12 protein-coding genes are annotated in these 16,250 nt (G+C 71.3%); 6 read left to right on the top strand and 6 right to left on the bottom strand.

Annotated elements, in window-relative coordinates; genetic code table 11:
* Positions 1-97 precede the first annotated feature (97 nt).
* Together WME96_RS38980 and WME96_RS38975 are read right to left on the bottom strand one after the other, a co-directional pair.
* Positions 98-640, bottom strand: coding sequence for a HupE/UreJ family protein (locus WME96_RS38980; RefSeq protein ID WP_437286631.1), 543 nt, complete (start codon positions 638-640; stop codon positions 98-100).
* Positions 641-746: 106 nt separating this feature from the next.
* Positions 747-1,202 (bottom strand): DUF6640 family protein, encoded by a 456-nt coding sequence (locus tag WME96_RS38975; protein WP_437286630.1) that lies wholly within the window; start codon positions 1,200-1,202, stop codon positions 747-749.
* Positions 1,203-1,520: 318 nt separating this feature from the next.
* On the opposite strand from WME96_RS38975, the gene WME96_RS38970 reads away from it, so the two are divergent.
* Both WME96_RS38970 and WME96_RS38965 read left to right on the top strand, forming a co-directional pair.
* On the top strand, positions 1,521-2,426 hold the full coding sequence (locus tag WME96_RS38970) for a LysR substrate-binding domain-containing protein (RefSeq protein ID WP_437286629.1): 906 nt from the start codon (positions 1,521-1,523) through the stop codon (positions 2,424-2,426).
* Between the two features lie 216 nt (positions 2,427-2,642).
* The gene (locus tag WME96_RS38965; protein WP_437286628.1) at positions 2,643-3,536 is read left to right on the top strand and encodes a hypothetical protein; all 894 of its coding nucleotides are present in this window, start codon (positions 2,643-2,645) and stop codon (positions 3,534-3,536) included.
* 416 nt (positions 3,537-3,952) lie between these two features.
* On the opposite strand, the gene WME96_RS38960 is transcribed toward WME96_RS38965, so the two are convergent.
* The gene (locus WME96_RS38960; protein WP_437286627.1) at positions 3,953-4,882 is read right to left on the bottom strand and encodes a cupin domain-containing protein; all 930 of its coding nucleotides are present in this window, start codon (positions 4,880-4,882) and stop codon (positions 3,953-3,955) included.
* Positions 4,883-5,027: 145 nt separating this feature from the next.
* Here WME96_RS38960 and WME96_RS38955 point away from each other — a divergent pair, with 145 nt between their 5' ends.
* Positions 5,028-5,513, top strand: a complete 486-nt coding sequence (locus WME96_RS38955; RefSeq protein ID WP_437286626.1) for a DUF4267 domain-containing protein — start codon at positions 5,028-5,030, stop codon at positions 5,511-5,513.
* Between the two features lie 104 nt (positions 5,514-5,617).
* On the opposite strand, the gene WME96_RS38950 is transcribed toward WME96_RS38955, so the two are convergent.
* The 3 genes from WME96_RS38950 to WME96_RS38940 form a co-directional block, all read right to left on the bottom strand.
* Positions 5,618-6,274: a TlpA family protein disulfide reductase gene (locus WME96_RS38950; RefSeq protein ID WP_437286625.1), complete on the bottom strand. Its 657-nt coding sequence runs from the start codon at positions 6,272-6,274 to the stop codon at positions 5,618-5,620.
* Between the two features lie 12 nt (positions 6,275-6,286).
* Positions 6,287-6,886 (bottom strand): hypothetical protein, encoded by a 600-nt coding sequence (locus WME96_RS38945; RefSeq protein ID WP_437286624.1) that lies wholly within the window; start codon positions 6,884-6,886, stop codon positions 6,287-6,289.
* 317 nt (positions 6,887-7,203) lie between these two features.
* Positions 7,204-8,874 carry an alpha/beta hydrolase gene (locus WME96_RS38940; protein WP_437286623.1) on the bottom strand — a complete coding sequence of 557 codons (1,671 nt, stop codon included), beginning with the start codon at positions 8,872-8,874 and terminating at the stop codon, positions 7,204-7,206.
* Between the two features lie 512 nt (positions 8,875-9,386).
* On the opposite strand from WME96_RS38940, the gene WME96_RS38935 reads away from it, so the two are divergent.
* The 3 genes from WME96_RS38935 (at position 9,387) to WME96_RS38925 (ending at position 16,099) form a co-directional block, all read left to right on the top strand.
* The gene (locus WME96_RS38935) at positions 9,387-10,583 is read left to right on the top strand and encodes a serine hydrolase domain-containing protein (RefSeq protein ID WP_437286622.1); all 1,197 of its coding nucleotides are present in this window, start codon (positions 9,387-9,389) and stop codon (positions 10,581-10,583) included.
* Entirely contained in the window at positions 10,571-10,720 is a 150-nt protein-coding gene (locus WME96_RS38930; protein WP_437292446.1) for a hypothetical protein, read from the top strand. The genes WME96_RS38935 and WME96_RS38930 overlap by 13 nt, the downstream gene beginning before the upstream one ends.
* Before the next feature lie 357 nt (positions 10,721-11,077).
* A complete protein-coding gene (locus tag WME96_RS38925; RefSeq protein ID WP_437286621.1) occupies positions 11,078-16,099 on the top strand; it encodes an AAA family ATPase in 5,022 nt (1,673 codons plus the stop codon).
* Positions 16,100-16,250: the final 151 nt, after the last annotated feature.

Genomic DNA, 16,250 nt, shown 5'->3' with positions numbered 1-16,250 from the left:
GCGCAGGACAGCGCTGCCCCCCCGGCCAAGGCCGCTCATGCGCCTGGAGCATTGGCCGTCGGGCCGACCGCAATCGTGGCAGCGCTTACCCGCAAGGTCAGATGCCGGCCCCGCGCACCAGAAGGACCATTCCCGTCCCCATCACGGCGGCTCCGGCATAGCGCAGCCCCCGTGAAAGGGACTCTCGACCGGCGGCGAGCTCGCCGAGGACGAGACCGCAGAGATGAAGCACGGTCGTGCTCAGCAGAAAGCCGATGGCATACAGCGCCGGGCTGACCGCATGAGGCATCTCCAGGCCGTGGGCATGTCCGTGAAAGACACCGAACATCGCCACGCATCCGGAGAGCAGGAACGGTGAGGAGCCACGGGTCGTGGTGACGATGCCGAGGCCGAGCGCCGCGACCGACGCCGCGATGCAAAGCTCGCCCAGGGGCATGGGCCATCGCGCCATTCCCAGGAGGCCGCCGACCAGCATCGCGGCGACGAACGTGGCGGGGATCCGGAGGAGGTGCTTTCCGCCGAGCTGCGAGCTGACGACACCGACGCTCACCATCGCGAGCAGGTGGTCCGCGCCGAACACCGGATGGAAGAGGCCCTTCAGAAATCCCGCGTCGGCGCCGCCCGGGTGCGCCCAGCTCACGGAGGGCCACGAGATGAGCGTGGCGACGAGCAGGGCGCGCGCGCCGGGACATGAAGCCCATCCCATCGCCTTTTGGATCGTGGATCTCATGAAGCGCCTCTCCTCGTCAGGCGTTCGCCACGCGCGCTGCCGTCGATGCAGGATCGCTGTGGAAGAGCCTGTAGGCGAGCGCCGCGAGCAAGAGCTCGGTACCTGCGATGAGCACGTTCGGGTAGAGCGGGACGCCCGCGACGACCGGGAGCGGCACGTCGGGGCCCGCGAGCAGGCTGGTCCCCGGAATGAGCCACGTGATGTAGAAGAAGGGCGTCCAGACGATGACGACGATCCAGGCCGCCACGTTGAACCCGACCTGCGGCTCCATGGACCGCCGCCACACCATCCATAATCCGACGACCGTCACGCCACACAGCATGAGCAGCATGAGGGCGCCATGAAAGCGCGCATGCTCATGCCATGCAGGGTTGAAGAGGTGGGTTTCATTCCAGTCCACGCCGACGGCGACGATGGCGCTGCTCACCAGAGCGAACGTGAGAACGACTCTCCCCAGGGTGCTTCGGTTCATGGTGACAGGCTCCTTGCTCTCGTTGGTTGAAAATAGCCCGCTTCCCTCGTTGGCGCGGCCAACTCGGGTTGAGATTCATGGTGACGGTGGAGCGTGGTCGCGGCGCTGGCTGGGACAGTATCGATGAATTGCTGCGCCAGGCATCTTCGATGCGGCCGGCATGGGCGCGAGCCCGAGCTTCTCCTCCCGCACATGATTGTCCATGGGCTCTCCGCGGTGAACCACGAAGACCATGGCCGTCCATTCGCCAGAATGATAATATATTGATCCAATCGATCGATTGGATCTTCTGATTGATCCATGGTACGGTCGAGTGTCGTGGACCTACGACACCTTCGCTATTTCCTGGCCGTCGCCGAAGAGCGCCATTTTGGCCGCGCCGCGCGGCGACTGCACATCGTTCAGCCGGCGCTGAGCATGCAGATCCGGGCGCTCGAAGACGAGATCGGCGGCGCGCTGTTCGTGCGGACGAGCCGGCGCGTGGAGCTGACGGAAGCCGGCACATTGCTGGTCGTCGAGGCGCAGCGGGCGGTCGCGCAGGCGGAGCGGGCCAAGGCGATCGTCCAGCAATCGCTGCGCGGCGACGTCGGCAAGGTTCGCATCGGTTACGCGGGCAACGCGATCCTCACGGGCAAGATGACGGACCACCTGCGAGCGTTCCGCAAAGCCCATCCTGCCGCGGAGATCGAGCTGCGCGAGATGCCACCTTCGAGGCAGGTGGAGGCCGTGTTGACCGGCGAGGTTGACGTCGGCTACTGCCCGACGCTCGCTCTCAAGGGGGATCCGCGGTTGAGCGTCCAACCGATCGGCGCGTGGCCGCTGGTTGTCGCGATGGCAGAGGAGCACACGCTCGCGGCGCACAGGCGCGTGACGCCGAAGATGCTCGCCGGAGAGCCGCTCATCATGTTCCCATCGGAAGAGGCCGGTGGCGACGCGCTGAAGAGGTTGATCCTCGTGATAGGAAGCGAGCCGCGCCGGGTCCACCGCGCCGACACCACCTTGAGCATGCTGTCGTTGGCCGGCGCAGGCCTGGGCGTAGCGCTGGCTCCAAGACCGCTGATTCAGCTGAAGGTTCCCCGCATCGTCTATCGTCCGTTCGTCGCGCCGAAGAGCGTCTTCGCCGAGCTGCTCCTGATCGGCCGCGCTGACGAGACCGCCGGCGCTGTACGCGCCTTCGTGAAGCTAGCGTCCGGCTCCTCGGATCGGGCCACCTCACGGTCGTGAGCTCCCTTTCGTCGATGTCGTCGAGCACGCACAGAACGGATTCCAACTCCACCATGGTCGTCGAGCTGCGCGGGGGCGAGCGCGGAGACGTCGCCGTGGCGGTCGGCGTCGCTGACCGCCTGCGTCCGCCATGGCGCCGCCACCCCTGATCTGGCGATCTGCTCGCATTTTCTCGGCGTTTCGTGCCGGCATGGGGCGTGCTCGAGGCCGAGCGTCATGCCGACGCTCGAGCACAACGCCCTCGTCGAGATGTTCCGCGAGCACCCGGAGCTCGCGCCCCGCTTGCTCGCGACGCTCTTGCACGTGGAGGTGCCGCCGCACGCGGCGGTAGCGGTTGTCGAGTCGTCGCTCGACCAGCTCATCCCGGTGGAGTTCCGCGCCGATCTGGTGCTCGAGCTTCGAGACGAGAGCGACGCGCTGGTGCTGGCGATCGTCCTCGAGGTGCAGCGCGACGTGGACCCGGACAAGAAGTACTCGTGGCCGACGTACGTCACGGTCGTGCGCGCCAGGAAGCGTTGCGGCACGGTCGTCCTGGTGGTCGCGCCGGACGCCGGCGTGGCTGCCTGGGCCGCGGAGACCATCGACCTCGGCCTGGGCCGCGGCAATGTCGAGCCGCTGGTGCTCGGTCCGGCGGTCGTTCCCGAGATCACCGACCCGGCCGACGCGGAGAAGGAGACCGAGCTCGCGGTCCTATCGGCGGTGGCGCACGGCAACGGGCCGAGCGGGCTGACCGTGGTGCAGGCGGCGCTCGCCGGCCTCGGCCGGCTCGACCAGGCGCACGCGATGGTCTATTTTCAGCTCATCTGGAACGGGTTGCGTGAGCCGATGAGGCAGGCTCTGGAGGCCATGGTCATGGAACGGCAGATCGAAGGCGAGGCGACGTTTCCCCCGTTCGTGCAGAAGCTCGTCGATCGCGGCAAGCTCGAGGGTATGCGTGAGGGCAGGCTCGAGGGCAAGAGGGACACGCTGCTGCGGCTGCTCGCGCGTGCGGGGATCGGGCTCACCGAGGACGAGAGCGCGCGCATCCAGGCATGCACGGACGTCGCGACCCTCGACCGCTGGATCGAGAACGTCCTCGGGGCGAAGACGGCCACCGAAGTGCTCTCCTGACCATGGACGGATGCGGCCCGACAGGGCGATGAATCAGACGGTCTTCGCCGGCTGACGATCGGCGGGACGTTGCGCGGGCGCGGGCGAGCTCCACGCCAGCGATCTGGCTGGGCGCCGACGGTGCCTCGCGCACCGTAGATGTTGTTCATGATCGTGAGCTTCTGATCGCGATCGACACGCAATCCAAACAAGGAGTTGTGTCTCGGCTGCTCTACGTCGATGGCGCGCGAGATGTCGAGTTCAGCAAAGCCGCGCAGCTGGAGCGCGACCCCTCTGGGCATACGTATCCGGAGCTCCGGCTCGAATGGTCGCCGACCGCGCGGCGTCGCTCGTGACGTCTCCGTGCAGAAAGAGGCCCAGAGTCGGCTTGACTGGCCAGCCCTGCGACAGCGCGACACGGCGCGCCGGAGCGGCCCTCAGGAGCGGGCCTGTCGCCGGTACTGCCCGGGAGGCACACCCATGGCCCGGCGGAACGCCCGATTGAAGGCGAACTCGGAGTCGTACCCGACGCGCGCCGCGATCGACGCGAGCCCGTCGTCGCTCTCGCGGAGCCGCACGGCCGCCTCCTGCATCCGCAGGCGTGTGAGGTACGCGTGCGGCGCCATGCCCACCTCGGCGGCGAACCGACGCGCGAGCGTCGCCCGCGACGTCCCAGAGCGGCGCGCCAGCTCGCTCACGCTCCAGTCCCGCTCGGGCTCGGCGTGCATCCACGCGAGCGCGCTGGCAAGCGTCCTGTCTCCGAGCGCGCCCAGCCACCCCGCCCCACCCGGGGGTTGCGCGTCCGCCCAGGCGCGGAGCACCTGCACCAGCAGGACGTCGAGCAGCCGCGAGACGACCACGGAGGCCCCCCGCTCGCCGCGCTCGTACTCCCGCTCCAGCAGGGACACCGTGGGCGACAGGGCGCGCGCGGCCTCGGAGGCCCCAGGGAGGTGCACGCGCGCTGGCAGCAGACGCAGCACCGGGTGAGCGCCGGGCTCGTCGAACGCGAAGCCTCCACAGAGCACCCGCGTCTCGGCGCCCCTGCCGCCCAGCTCGCGCACGGGCCCGTCACCGCGCTCCGCAAGCCATCGATCGAGCGGCACCTTCGGGCTGCGCGGCGAGTCCGCCATCGCGTGCCCATCCCCGCGAGGCAGCAGCACGACATCGCCGGGCCCCAGGGCGAGCACCTCGCGCCCGTGCACCAGGTGACAGGTGCCCGACGTGACGAGGTGCAGGATCGCCACCGCCGTCGTCGGGAAGCGGAGGCCCCAGGGGGCGCGAGCCACCGTGCGGCAGTAGAGCTGCCCGCGCAGCCCGGTCCGTTCGAGGATCTGCCCGAGGAGATCGGATGCGCCGGAGACGTCCACGCCCACAGGATAGCAGCGATCCATCCGCCGACCCCGGACGGTGAGCGTCTCGGGCAAAGCATTGAGCCGCCCGCGAATGGTCCTCGGCGGCGGCCGTCACCATGATCCTCGTCGTGAAGCGCGGTCGATCGCGCACGGAGGCACCATGGAATCGCACCGAGACGACTTGCCCTGGAAGTTCACCTCTCCCACGGCCCTTCTGACGCTGCTGCTGGGATCCTTCATGCTCTTCCTCAGCATCCACGGCGCGATGGACCCGCTGGGCGCGGCGCAGGGCTTCGGCCTGCCCATCTCCAGCGCCGATGCCGTCCCCTGGCTGCGCATCAAGTCCGGGCGAGATCTCGGCATCGCGCTGGCCCTCTTCGGCCTCGTCGCGACCCGGCAGCGGCGCGCGGCGGGCGTCTTCGTGCTCGCCTGCACCGCGGCGCCCGTCGTCGACGCGCTGACCACGTGGAGCCACGGCGCATCCCCAGCCCTGTTCCTCGGGGTCCACGGCAGCGCCGCGGCCTTCTGCCTTGTGCTCGCCCCGGCGCTGCTGCTGCGGTCCGGGCTGCGACTCCGTCTCCACGCCTCGCCGGGGGCCGGCCGCCTCGTCGCGCCAGATCATGGCGATGGGCTGCACCGGGCCTGAGCCGCGGTGCGCCCTGTCCGACGCCGCCGAGCGCGGTCATGGCGCGGGAGGGCCGGCCCGGGGCGGTGAGCGTCGGCATGCCGGCCCTCCAGGAGGATGTGGTGTCAGCCCGCGGGCTCGTCGAGCAAGGCGCGGACGCGCTCCTCGACGACGGCGAACTCGGGGGTACCTGGCTCGAGCGTGCCCCCGAGGTGCACGTGCCGCACGAGGCCCGCGCGATCGACGAGGAAGCTGACGCTCGTGTATTGCCGCTTCGGATGGCCATCCATCCACCAGCGCTTGAGCGTGCGCCAGTCCGGATCGATCGCGACAGGGAAGCCGTACCCGAAGTGCTTCAGGTAGCCTTTGACCGCCTCGGGATCGAGGGGCTCGGGGTCCTTGTGGTGATACATCCCGACCACGACGAGCCCTCGCTCCCGATAGCGCTCGTCCAGCGCCTTGAGCGCCGGCGCGGTGGCGCTGCAAAACGGGCAGTTCGGCGACATGAACCAGCGGACCAGGACGACCTTGCCGCGCAGATCCCCCGGCGTGAGCGGCGGTGAGTTGTACCAGGGCCCCACGTCCCACGCCGGCGGGGGCGCCCCCACGACGCCGGAGACGTCGTGGTCGAAGCCCGGGGTACCACCCGACGTGAGAGGAGCGCTCCCCGGAGGCGGCGCAGGCGCGGCGGGCCCCCCGGGCGCGGCCGCTGGCGCGGGGTCCGGGGAGGCGCACGCGAGGGCGAGCGCGGCGAGCGATGGCGAAAGCAAGCGAGCGATCATGACGACCCTCCCTCAATGACAGGCCCGCTTGAGCCCGCTGTACGTGATGCGTTGCTGGCAGAGGAGGTTGCAGCTTCCGACCGGGCCTGGCTCACCGCACGCAACCTCCACCAGGTACACGTTGGATGCGTCCTGGCACGGCCCGCCGGTCTCGCAGCGGACCGCGGGGATCTGCGGGTCCTCATGACCGCTGCAGTCATAATCGAAGCCGCCTCCGGGGCGGATGGGCGTGTCATAGAACGTGTTGGGCTGGTCGGGGTGGACCTGCGCATGGTCGTCGTCGCAGTCGGTGCCGCCGTCGCACGCGATCGACGGATAGCCGTCCCCGTCCGCGTCGCAGTCGACGATCCCGCCGCCGCTCCCGCCCGAGCCCGAGGTCGCCTCGCTGCTCGCGCCGCCGCCCGACGTCGAGCTCGCCCCGCCGCTCCCGCCGCCGCCGGAGGCCGCCGCGCCCCCGCCGCCCGCCGCGTCTGACGACGTGGCGCCGCCCGCGCCATCACCACCACCCGAGCCCGTCCGGTCGGTGAAGACGGCGTCGGGGAAGCTGCACCCAGCGCTCAGCACGGCAGTCGCGGCGGGCAGGGCGACGAGCGCGAAACATCGATGAGGCAAGGGCATCCCTGCATGGTCGGCATGGTTCCCCCCCGCGTCAATCGGCCGTCGAGATGTGCAGTGCGGCCGTCCGATCTCGGCCCCTCACGCTCCGTGGGGAAGTGTCGCAGGTGCTCTGCTCGACGCGCCGGGGCCCCACGGTGGATGGTGGACGACCGTTCGACCTCACGATGACGTGTGGCCGCCGGCCAGGCGCGCGGCAGGTCGTGGGAGGCTGTACGCATGGCCCCTGTCGACGCCGAGCGCGTCTCGACGCCAATGGTCCGATGGATTCGCGTACCGGATCAGCGACCTGGCCGATCCAGGGGATGTACGGGTCAGCGCGCGACGCGGAGGCTCCTTTCACGCACGAGGCGCGCGACGGCCGCCCAGTCGACCGGCGCCACGTTCCTCGGCGCGGGGGCAGGCGAAGCCGTGTTCTCCCACATGTCCGTGCCGAAGAGCATCTCGACGACCGCCGGATCCTCGTCCCACGTGACGGGCACGAGGTCGTCGAGGCACGTCGTATCGACAGGGGCCTCGGGATCCGCGATGAAGTTCGCCATCATCTGCGTGCCGCAGGGCGCCGCGTCGGCGGTCTTCACGGGGGACTCGAACGTGACCACGTGCGGGCTCCAGGGCACCGCCACGAACGTCTGGTGGGGCGCGGTCAGCCTGTCGGCCGCCAGCTTTGCCCGGCCGATGGGCGTCTGCGGGTCGAGCAGCCCGTTCATCGCCAGGATGGGCACGGAGGAGCGCGGCCATTCGCTCCAGAGCTGGTCGTGCGGATACCGCGGCCAGGCATCGTAGAGCTGGCCTATCTCCAGCGATGCCCCCGGGCAGAAGTGCTGCGCATCGCAGCGCGCCTGGAGCTCGGCCGAGGTCGGGGCCGGCTCCTCCCAGAGCTCGGAGAGGGCCACGTGCGTCTGCAGGACGACCGAGCCCCGCGGCTCGCCGCCGTCGGCCTGCGAGGACGAGCCGCGCAGCGCCTGCATGTACTGGCCGACCACCTGCACGTCGCCCGCCTCGCAGCGGTCGATGCGGTAAGCGAGGGGGAAGAGGTGCGTCCGCAGGTTGCGTTGCTGCGCGAAGGCCGGGGCGATCGACGCGAACAGCGCGACGTCGGCGCCGAGCTCCGAGCAGTGCCCCTTCGTGAGCTTGCCGAAGAGCGCGTCGAGCTTCGCCCAGGGATCGGGCCCGAGCTTCGCCCCGCAGACCGGATCGGCGGCGCAGATCGCGGACATGTCCTTTATCACGGGATCGAACTGCGTGTCGTACAAGGACAGGTACTGCGCGCCCGGCGATACGATCGAGTCGAGGATCACGGCGTCGACCGCCTCGGGGTACTTCTGCAAGAAACGCATCGCGCGCGCCGTCCCGTACGAGGCACCGTAAAGGATCACCTTCTTGCCGGGCTCGCGCGTCCGTTCGATGAGGCGCGCGAGATCGTCGGCGTCGGCGGACGTCGTGAAGTGCGCGAGATCGTCGCCCCACTGCGCCTTCAACGCCTGGATGCAGGCGGGCCACTCGCTCGCGCTGATCTCCGCGCCGTCCTCCGAGCTCGGGTCCTCCTGGACCGGGCATTCGAGGCGGCTCGACAGCCCGACGCCGCGGTGCTCGAGCACGTACCAGTCCACGTCGGGCATCACGCGCTCCCATAGCTGCTCGATGAAGCCCGTGAACATGTTGCCGGAGTCGCCGGGGCCGCCTTGCAGGAGCCAGACCTGCGCCTTCGCCGCGCCGCCCGGGGCCAGGTGGCGCGACACGAAGACGGGCAGCGTCTCGCCGCCAGGCTTCGATGGATCGAGCGGCAGGGCGACCGTGGCGCACTCGGAGATGAAGTCGTCCGGGCAGCTTCCCCATTCGACCGCCGAGCTGCCGCCCGAGGCTCCATCGCCGTCCGCGCCAGGGCTGGCCTGGTCATCGCCGCCGGAGCAGCCCGCAGCGAACGCCGTGAGCCCGAGCACCACGGGGAGGAGCCTCACCCGAAGGACAGTCTGTGTGATCATCGTCGTTCACCTCGCAATCACCGTAACGATCAAAGGCTGAACGGCGCGAGGCCTGCGGTGGCGTGACCACGGCGCCGGCGGCGTCGACGCGTGTGCGGGTGTCGAGCGCCGTGCTGTGTGTTCCCCCTCGGCCTGGTTCTGTTCAACGCCGGTCTCGATTTCCGTGATGGCAGGTGTGTACAGGGGACCTGAGCTCGTGCGTCCCCGGGGTGACAGTGGTGTCCGTCGCCGCTCGGTGCATCCGAGACGTGGCCGAAAGCCGCTACCCGGCGGCAGGGCGAGCGGGTCGCGGACGCGATGACAAATAACCTGAAGGATCGCTCCCGGTGCCGGCATCAAGTCCGTGAGCTGCCCGGATCCGGGCGGCGAGCGGCGCCTCGCTGGCCTCTTCCGTGGCCGCGCGGGATCGCGTCGCGCCCGCTCGTCCGGGCGAGGCGGCGCCGCGCGCGTCTGCCATTGACGAGATCGTAAAAACCGTTGAATGGAATCAGGTCGAGAGGGAACGCACGGGCATGACACTCAACAAGCTCTCGATTCCGATCTTCTGCATGGCATCTCTCGTCGCGGGCTGCCCGAGCAGCTCTTCCGAGGAGGGCGACGCGACGTACGACGAGCTGCTCCAGGAGGGGGTGGACAGGGTTCAAGCGAGCGGCATTGTCGCCGTGCATGCGGAGATGCTCGAAGGCGACCGACGGATCCGCGCCCGCAGCGGCGTGGCGCAGCTCCGCAGCGAGACGCCGGTCGACTTCGACAGCTACTTCCGGATGGGCAGCAACACCAAGACGTTCGTCGCCGTCGTCGTGCTGCAGCTCGCCGGTGAGGGAGCGCTGTCGCTGGACGACACGGTCGAGCAGTGGCTGCCCGGCGTCGTGTCGGGCAACGGCAATGACGGCTCGATGATCACGATCCGCCAGCTGCTTCAGCACACGAGCGGTATCTACAACTACATCGGTCCGGCCGAGCCGGACGGCCCGGATCCGCAGTCGGCCCTGGCCGTGCTGCGCTCCGCCGACGAGTACATGAAGCATCGGCTCGACCACATGGACGCGGAAGAGCTCGTGGCGCTCGCCATGGCACACGAGCCGGGCTTCGATCCGGGGACGGAGTGGGACTACTCCAACACGAACTACGTGCTCGCCGGCATGATCATCGAGCGTGCCACCGGAAACCACTGGGGCGAGGAGGTCGAGGCGCGCATCCTCGATCCGCTCGGCCTCGACCACACGTTCGATCCCGGCGATGAGCCTGAGCTGCCTGCCCCGCACGCCGTGGCCTACCAGCAGTACGAGGTCGACGGGCCGCTCGTCGACGTCACGATCGCGAACCATACCATGGCCGGCGCCGCCGGCTCCCTCGTCACGACCACCGCGGACCTCGCGACGTTCTGGCGGGCGCTGGCCGAAGGATCGCTGCTCGATCCGGAGCAGATGGCGGAGCTCCACGAGACGGTCCCGGCGCCTGCCTTCGACCCGATCGCGCCCGGCACCGAGTATGGCCTCGGCATCATGTGGATCCCGACCAGCTGCGGTGGAGGGTACTGGAGCCACGCCGGAGGCACGCTCGGGTACTCGACCCGGAACGCCGCGAGCGACGACGGCTCTCGCGTCGTCGTGATGTCGCTGTCGACGTCGACCGACGACCCCGAGGCCTCGTACGCCACGATCATCGATACCTTCAAGATCATCGATCAGCTCATGTGCGCCGATTGAGCGTGGGCCCGGCGCGGGGGGACCGGATCGTTCGCCTTCACGGGCTCGATCGCCTCCAGCTGTGCCGTGCGTTCTGGGCCGAGCGCGGGATCCCGCCGTACACCTACGTGCTGCGGATGCGCGTGGCGCGCGAGTAACGTACGCGTATCCCCTCACGGCCCCCTCACGGCGCGATCCGTGGCCGTGAGGCGAAGACCTCCTTCATGAGGTGGGTGAGGTCGCTCTGGTCGCCGCTCCAGTGGAAGGGAGCTGTCTTGAGCACGCCGCCGGCGACGGTCTGGGTGCGCCGGAGGCCGAGCTCGTCGAAGCGCCACGTGCGTGGCGGAAGCCGGCCTCGCCGCGGCGGTCGACGAGGTGGCCGGCGAGGCGGCGATGCGCTGACGCCGATGCTTTACCCGGTCACGCCGCGTCACGTAGGCTCGGAAGCGGTGGCGCGATCGATGATTCGCGCGGCGGCTGGGCGCGACGATCGACGGGTCACGAGGCACAAAAGCATGGCAGAACAGGGCGCGTACACGTTCACCGCGAAGCTGCACGAGAGCGCGGGCGTGGTGATCCATCGGGCCGTCCGCGCCCGCGACGGCGCCCGCGTGGTCGTCAAGATCGGCAAGGGCGGGCCGCTCGCGCCGGCGATCCACGGCGCGCTGCGGCGGGAGTTCGCGGTGCTGCGATCGCTCGACCTGCCGGGGGTGATCAAGGCGCACGCGCTCGAGACGATCGGCGACGAGCTCGCGCTGGTGCTCGAGGACGGCGACGGCCGCTCGCTCGACGTGCTGTTCCACGCCGGCGCCCTCGACCTCGCGGCGGTGCTGGCGATCGGCGTCGAGGTGGCGGGCACGCTCGACCTGCTGCACCGCTATCCGCTGCTGCACCGCGACGTCAAGCCGCACAACATCGTCTACAACCCGGCGACCGGGCAGGTGAAGCTGATCGACTTCAGCCTGGCGATCGCCGGCGGCGAGGACGGCGCGCCGCGCGTCGATGCGGGCGCGGGGATGGCGGGCACTCTGGCGTACATGTCGCCCGAGCAGACCGGGCGGATGAACCGGCCGGTCGACGCGCGCTCGGACCTGTACTCGCTCGGCGTGACGCTCTACGAGCTGGTGACCGGGGTGCTGCCGTTCGACGCCGGCGACGCGATGGCGCTGGTCCACAGCCAGCTCGCGCGCGTGCCGGTCGCCCCCGCGGTGCTGATGCCGAAGGTGCCGCCGGTGCTGTCGGACATCATCATGAAGCTGCTCGCCAAGGCGGCCGAGGATCGCTACCAGAGCGCGGCGGGGCTGCGGGCCGACCTGCAGCGCTGCGCGGCCGCGTGGGCAGCGACGGGGACGATCGAGCCGTTCGCGCTCGGCAGCGCCGACCGGCCGTCGACTCCGCGGATCCCGCCGCGCCTGTACGGACGGCAGCAGGAGATCGACGTCCTGCTCGCGACCTCCACCGGCGTCGCCGACGGCGCGCGCACGCTGCTGCTCGTGCGCGGGCCCGGCGGCGCCGGCAAGTCAGCGCTGGTCCAGACGCTGGCGGCGCCGGTCTCCCGCGGCGGCGGGTTCTTCGTCGCCGCCAAGTGCGATCAATACGACCGCGGCGCGCCGTACGCCCCGATCGCCGCGGCGCTGCGCGAGCTGTGCCGCACCCTGCTGACGGCCGCGCCAGAGGTCCTCGAGGCGTGGCGGCGCGCCCTCGCGTCCGCCCTCGGCAGCAGCGGCAAGCTCCTCACCGATCTGATCCCCGAGCTCGAGCTCATCGTCGGCCCGCAGCCCGAGGTCCCGCGGCTCGGCCCGGCCGAGTCGCAGAACCGCTTCAACCTGATCTTCACCGCCCTGCTGCGGGTCTTCGCCGCCGCCGACCACCCGCTCGTGCTCGCGTTCGACGATCTGCAGTGGGTCGACCCGGCGTCGCTGCGCCTCTTGCAAGAGATGCTGCTCGACGCCGAATGCAGGCACCTGCTGGTGCTCGGCACCTACCGCGACGACGACGTCGCCCCCGGGCACCCGCTGCCGGCCGCGATCGCCGATCTGCGCGCGGCGGGGGTCGAGGTCGGCGACGTGCCGCTCGGTCCGCTGTCGCTCGCCGACGTCGAGGAGCTGCTGGCGGACACGCTGGTGATGGAGCGGCCGCAGGTCGCCGCGCTGGCGCGGATCGTCGGCGAGAAGACCCACTGCAACCCGTTCTTCGTCGGCCAGTTCCTGCTGCTGCTCGCCGAGGACGGCCTCCTGCGCTGGGACCCCGCCGCGTGCCGGTGGGCGTGGGACGACGCGCAGGTGCAGGCGCGCGACGTAACCGACAACGTCGTCACCCTCGTCACCGGCAAGATCCGCCGCCTGACCCCCGCGGCCCAGCGGCTGCTGCAGCGGGCCGCGTGCGTCGGCTATCGCTTCTCGTGGCGCGTGCTCGCGGCCGTCGGCAGCGACGACGGCGACGACGCGACCGCGGCGCTCGGCGAGCTGGTCCGCGAGGGCCTGGTGGTTCCGCTCGCCGGCGGCGAGGGCGACGATCTCCACCGCTTCCTCCACGACCGCGTGCAGCAGGCCGCCGACTCGCTGCTGGCGAGCGAGGTGCGGGAGGCGACGCACCTGCGCGTCGGCCGGCTGCTGCGCGACGCGTACCCGGCCGGCGTGCCCGACGAGGCGCTGTTCGAGGTCGTCGGCCACCTCGACCTGGCGCTGCCGCGGATCGGCGGCGACGAGCGGCTCGAGCTTTCGCGACTCAACCTACGCGCGGGCCGGCGGGCGCGCGCGGCGACGGCCTATCACGCGGCGCGGCAGTACTTCCAGGCCGGCTGCGAGTGCCTCGGCGCCGACCCGTGGGCGCACGAGTTCGAGCTCGGGTTCGCGCTGCGCGTCGAGCTGGCCGAGTGCGCGTACCTGTGCGGGGCGTTCGCCGAGGCCGACGCGCTGTTCGAGGAGGCGCTCGCGCGGGCGCGCTCGCGCGAGGAGCGGGCGCAGGTCTACGACCTCCGCGTCCTGCTGCACGCGGCGATGGGCGACTTCGCGGCGGTGGTCGCGTCCGGGCGCGCGGCGCTGGCGATGTACGGCATCGGCCTGCCCGATGAGGGCCCGGCGCTGCAGGAGGCCGTCGCGGCCGCGTTCGCGGCGGCCCAAGGGAACCTCGGCGAGCGGCGGATCGGCGCCCTGCTCGACGCCCCGCCGGCGCGCGACCCGGACGTCGAGGTCGTGATGCGGCTCCTGGCGTCGATGTCGGGGCCGGTGTTCGTCGGCAGGCCGGCGCTGTTCCCCCTGATCGTGCTCCACATGGTCAACCTGTCGCTGCGCCACGGCAACGTCGACGGGTCGGACTACAGCTACGCGGTGTACAGCATCCTGCTCGCCGGCGTCACCGGCGAGCTCGGCAAGGCCTACGAGTTCGGCGAGCTCGGGGTCAAGCTCAACGAGCGCACCGGCAACCTGCGCACCCGCTGCATGGTGCACTTCTTGTTCGGCACGTCGGTCGTGTTCTACCGCCAGCCGTACTCGGCCGGCGAGGAGCACCGCGATTCGGCGCGGTGCGTCGCGCTCGAGGTCGGCAACTTCGCGTACGTGTCGTTCTACTGCCTGCAATCGGCCGCGCTGGCGCTGATCGCCGACGCCGACATCCGCGGCGCCGAGGCCCGCATCGACGACGTCACGCCGCTCCTGCGGAAGACCCGCGACGTCGCGTCGACGGCGGTGGTCGAGTTCATGCGCCGCGTGGTCGTCAACTTGATGGGCGAGTCGGCGACGAGCGCCCTCGGCGGTGACGGCTTCGATGAGGACGCGTTCGTCGCCAACATGCCGCCCGGGGGGCTCGTGCCGTGGCTCTACGCGGTCAGCAAGCTGCGCCTCGCCTACCTGTACGGCGAGCACGAGCGCGGGCTCGAGCTCGCCGTCCGCGCCCGCGAGCTGCACGAGCGCGGCGCCGGGGCCGGGCACATGTACTCGCCCGAGCAGTACGCCTATTCGGGCCTGGTCGCCGCGGCCCGCTGGGACGCGGCCGGCGAGGCGGAGCGCGAGGCGCTGGCGCAACAGCTCGATCGCGAGCGCGCGGCCCTGCGGCCGTGGTCGACGAGCAACCCGTCGCAGTTCGTGGCGCTCCAGCACCTGCTCGACGCCGAGGCGGCGCGCCTGGCCGGCCGCGACGCCGAGGCGATCGCGGGCTACGAGCAGGCGATCGCCGAGGCGCAGGCGCGCGGGTTCGTGCTCCACGCGGCGCTGGCGAGCGAGTGCGCGGCGCGGCTGCACCTGCGCCGCAACCGTCGCGCGCTGGCCGGCGCCTACCTGCAGGACGCACACGTCGGCTTCGCCCGCTGGGGCGCGGCAGCCAAGGCGAGCCAGCTGCTGCTCACCCGCGCCGACCTGCTCGCCCCGCCCGCGCTCGCCCGCGCCGGGCACAGCACGGGCCGCTCGACGACCGCCAACCGCATGCTCGGCGGCAGCTCGCTCGACCTCGAGGGCCTGATGCGCGCCGCCCAGGCGCTCGCCGGCGAGCTGGTGCTCGACCGGCTGCTCGACCGCCTGATGCGGATCGTCATGCTCCGCGCCGGCGCCCAGCGCGGCTTCCTGCTCGTGCCGCAGGGCGAGGACCTGTCGATCGCCGCCGAGATGCGCACCGCGCCCGACGAGGTCCGCGTCGGCCTCGACCAGCCGATGCGCGACGACGCCGCCCTGGCGACCTCGGTGGTCCGCTTCGTCGCCCGCAGCCGCGAGGGCGTGCTGCTCGGCGACGCCGGCGCCGAGCCCCGCTTCGCCCGCGACCCCTACGTCGCCAGCCAGCGACCGCGCTCGGTGCTGTGCCTGCCGCTGCTCCACCAGGGCCGACTGTCGGCGATCCTCTACGTCGAGAACAACGCGACCTGCGACGCCTTCGCGCCCGAGCGCGTCGAGCTGCTGCAGTTGCTGTCGGCGCAGGCGGCGGTGGCGATCGAGAATGCCCGGCTGTACGCGAGCGTGCAGCAGGCCCGCGAGCAGCTCGAGCAGCAGGTCGAGGCGCGCACGCACGAGCTGCAGACCGCGCTCGAGCAGCTCCAGGTGGTCAACGCCGACCTGGTGCGCCAGGGCGCGGCGCTGCGCGAGGCCCACGCGCAGACGCGCCGCGAGATCGGCGAGCGCGAGCGGGCCGAGCGCGAGCGGTCGGCGGCGCAGGCGGAGATCGTGCGCGTCCAGGAGGAGCGCCTGGCGGACATGGCGGCGCCGCTGCTGCCGATCACGGAGAGCATCGTGGTGATGCCGCTGATCGGGGTGCTCGACGACGCCCGCGCGTCGCAGGTGCTGGCGACGGCCCTCGAGGGCTCGGTCCGCACGCGCGCGCGGGTGGTGATCCTCGACATCACCGGCGTGCGCCAGCTCGATGCCGCCCCGGCGGCGATCCTCGCCCGGGCCGCGAGCGCGCTGCGCCTGGTCGGCGCCCAGGCGATCCTCACCGGGGTGCGGCCCGAGGCGGCCCAGCTGCTCGTCCGCGACGCCGCCGGGCTCGACGGCCTGCTGACGCTCGGCACGCTGCAGAGCGGCATGGCCTACGCGCTCGCCCATACCCGCCGCTGAGGCGCCGGCGCCGCGGCCGGGGCATTTCGGCCGCTCCGTCGCGCCTCGCCGGCGGCGATCGCGCTCAAGGCCGCGATGGCCAGGTGACAAGCGCCTCGATTCCGTGAGCGAGTAACGTACGCATACCCCCTCACGGCGCGATCCCTGGCCG

This window comes from Sorangium sp. So ce406, assembly GCF_051474675.1.
GTDB lineage: Bacteria > Myxococcota_A > Polyangia > Polyangiales > Polyangiaceae > Sorangium > Sorangium cellulosum_G.
This window is presented reverse-complemented; position numbering and strand designations above follow the sequence as displayed.

Coding starts and splice junctions, on each gene's coding strand:
- WME96_RS38940 (WP_437286623.1), bottom strand. CDS start 8,874: ATGATCACACAGACTGTCCTTCGGGTGAGGCTCCTCCCCGTGGTGCTC.
- WME96_RS38950 (WP_437286625.1), bottom strand. CDS start 6,274: ATGATCGCTCGCTTGCTTTCGCCATCGCTCGCCGCGCTCGCCCTCGCG.
- WME96_RS38955 (WP_437286626.1), top strand. CDS start 5,028: ATGGAATCGCACCGAGACGACTTGCCCTGGAAGTTCACCTCTCCCACG.
- WME96_RS38935 (WP_437286622.1), top strand. CDS start 9,387: ATGACACTCAACAAGCTCTCGATTCCGATCTTCTGCATGGCATCTCTC.
- WME96_RS38965 (WP_437286628.1), top strand. CDS start 2,643: ATGCCGACGCTCGAGCACAACGCCCTCGTCGAGATGTTCCGCGAGCAC.
- WME96_RS38925 (WP_437286621.1), top strand. CDS start 11,078: ATGGCAGAACAGGGCGCGTACACGTTCACCGCGAAGCTGCACGAGAGC.
- WME96_RS38975 (WP_437286630.1), bottom strand. CDS start 1,202: ATGAACCGAAGCACCCTGGGGAGAGTCGTTCTCACGTTCGCTCTGGTG.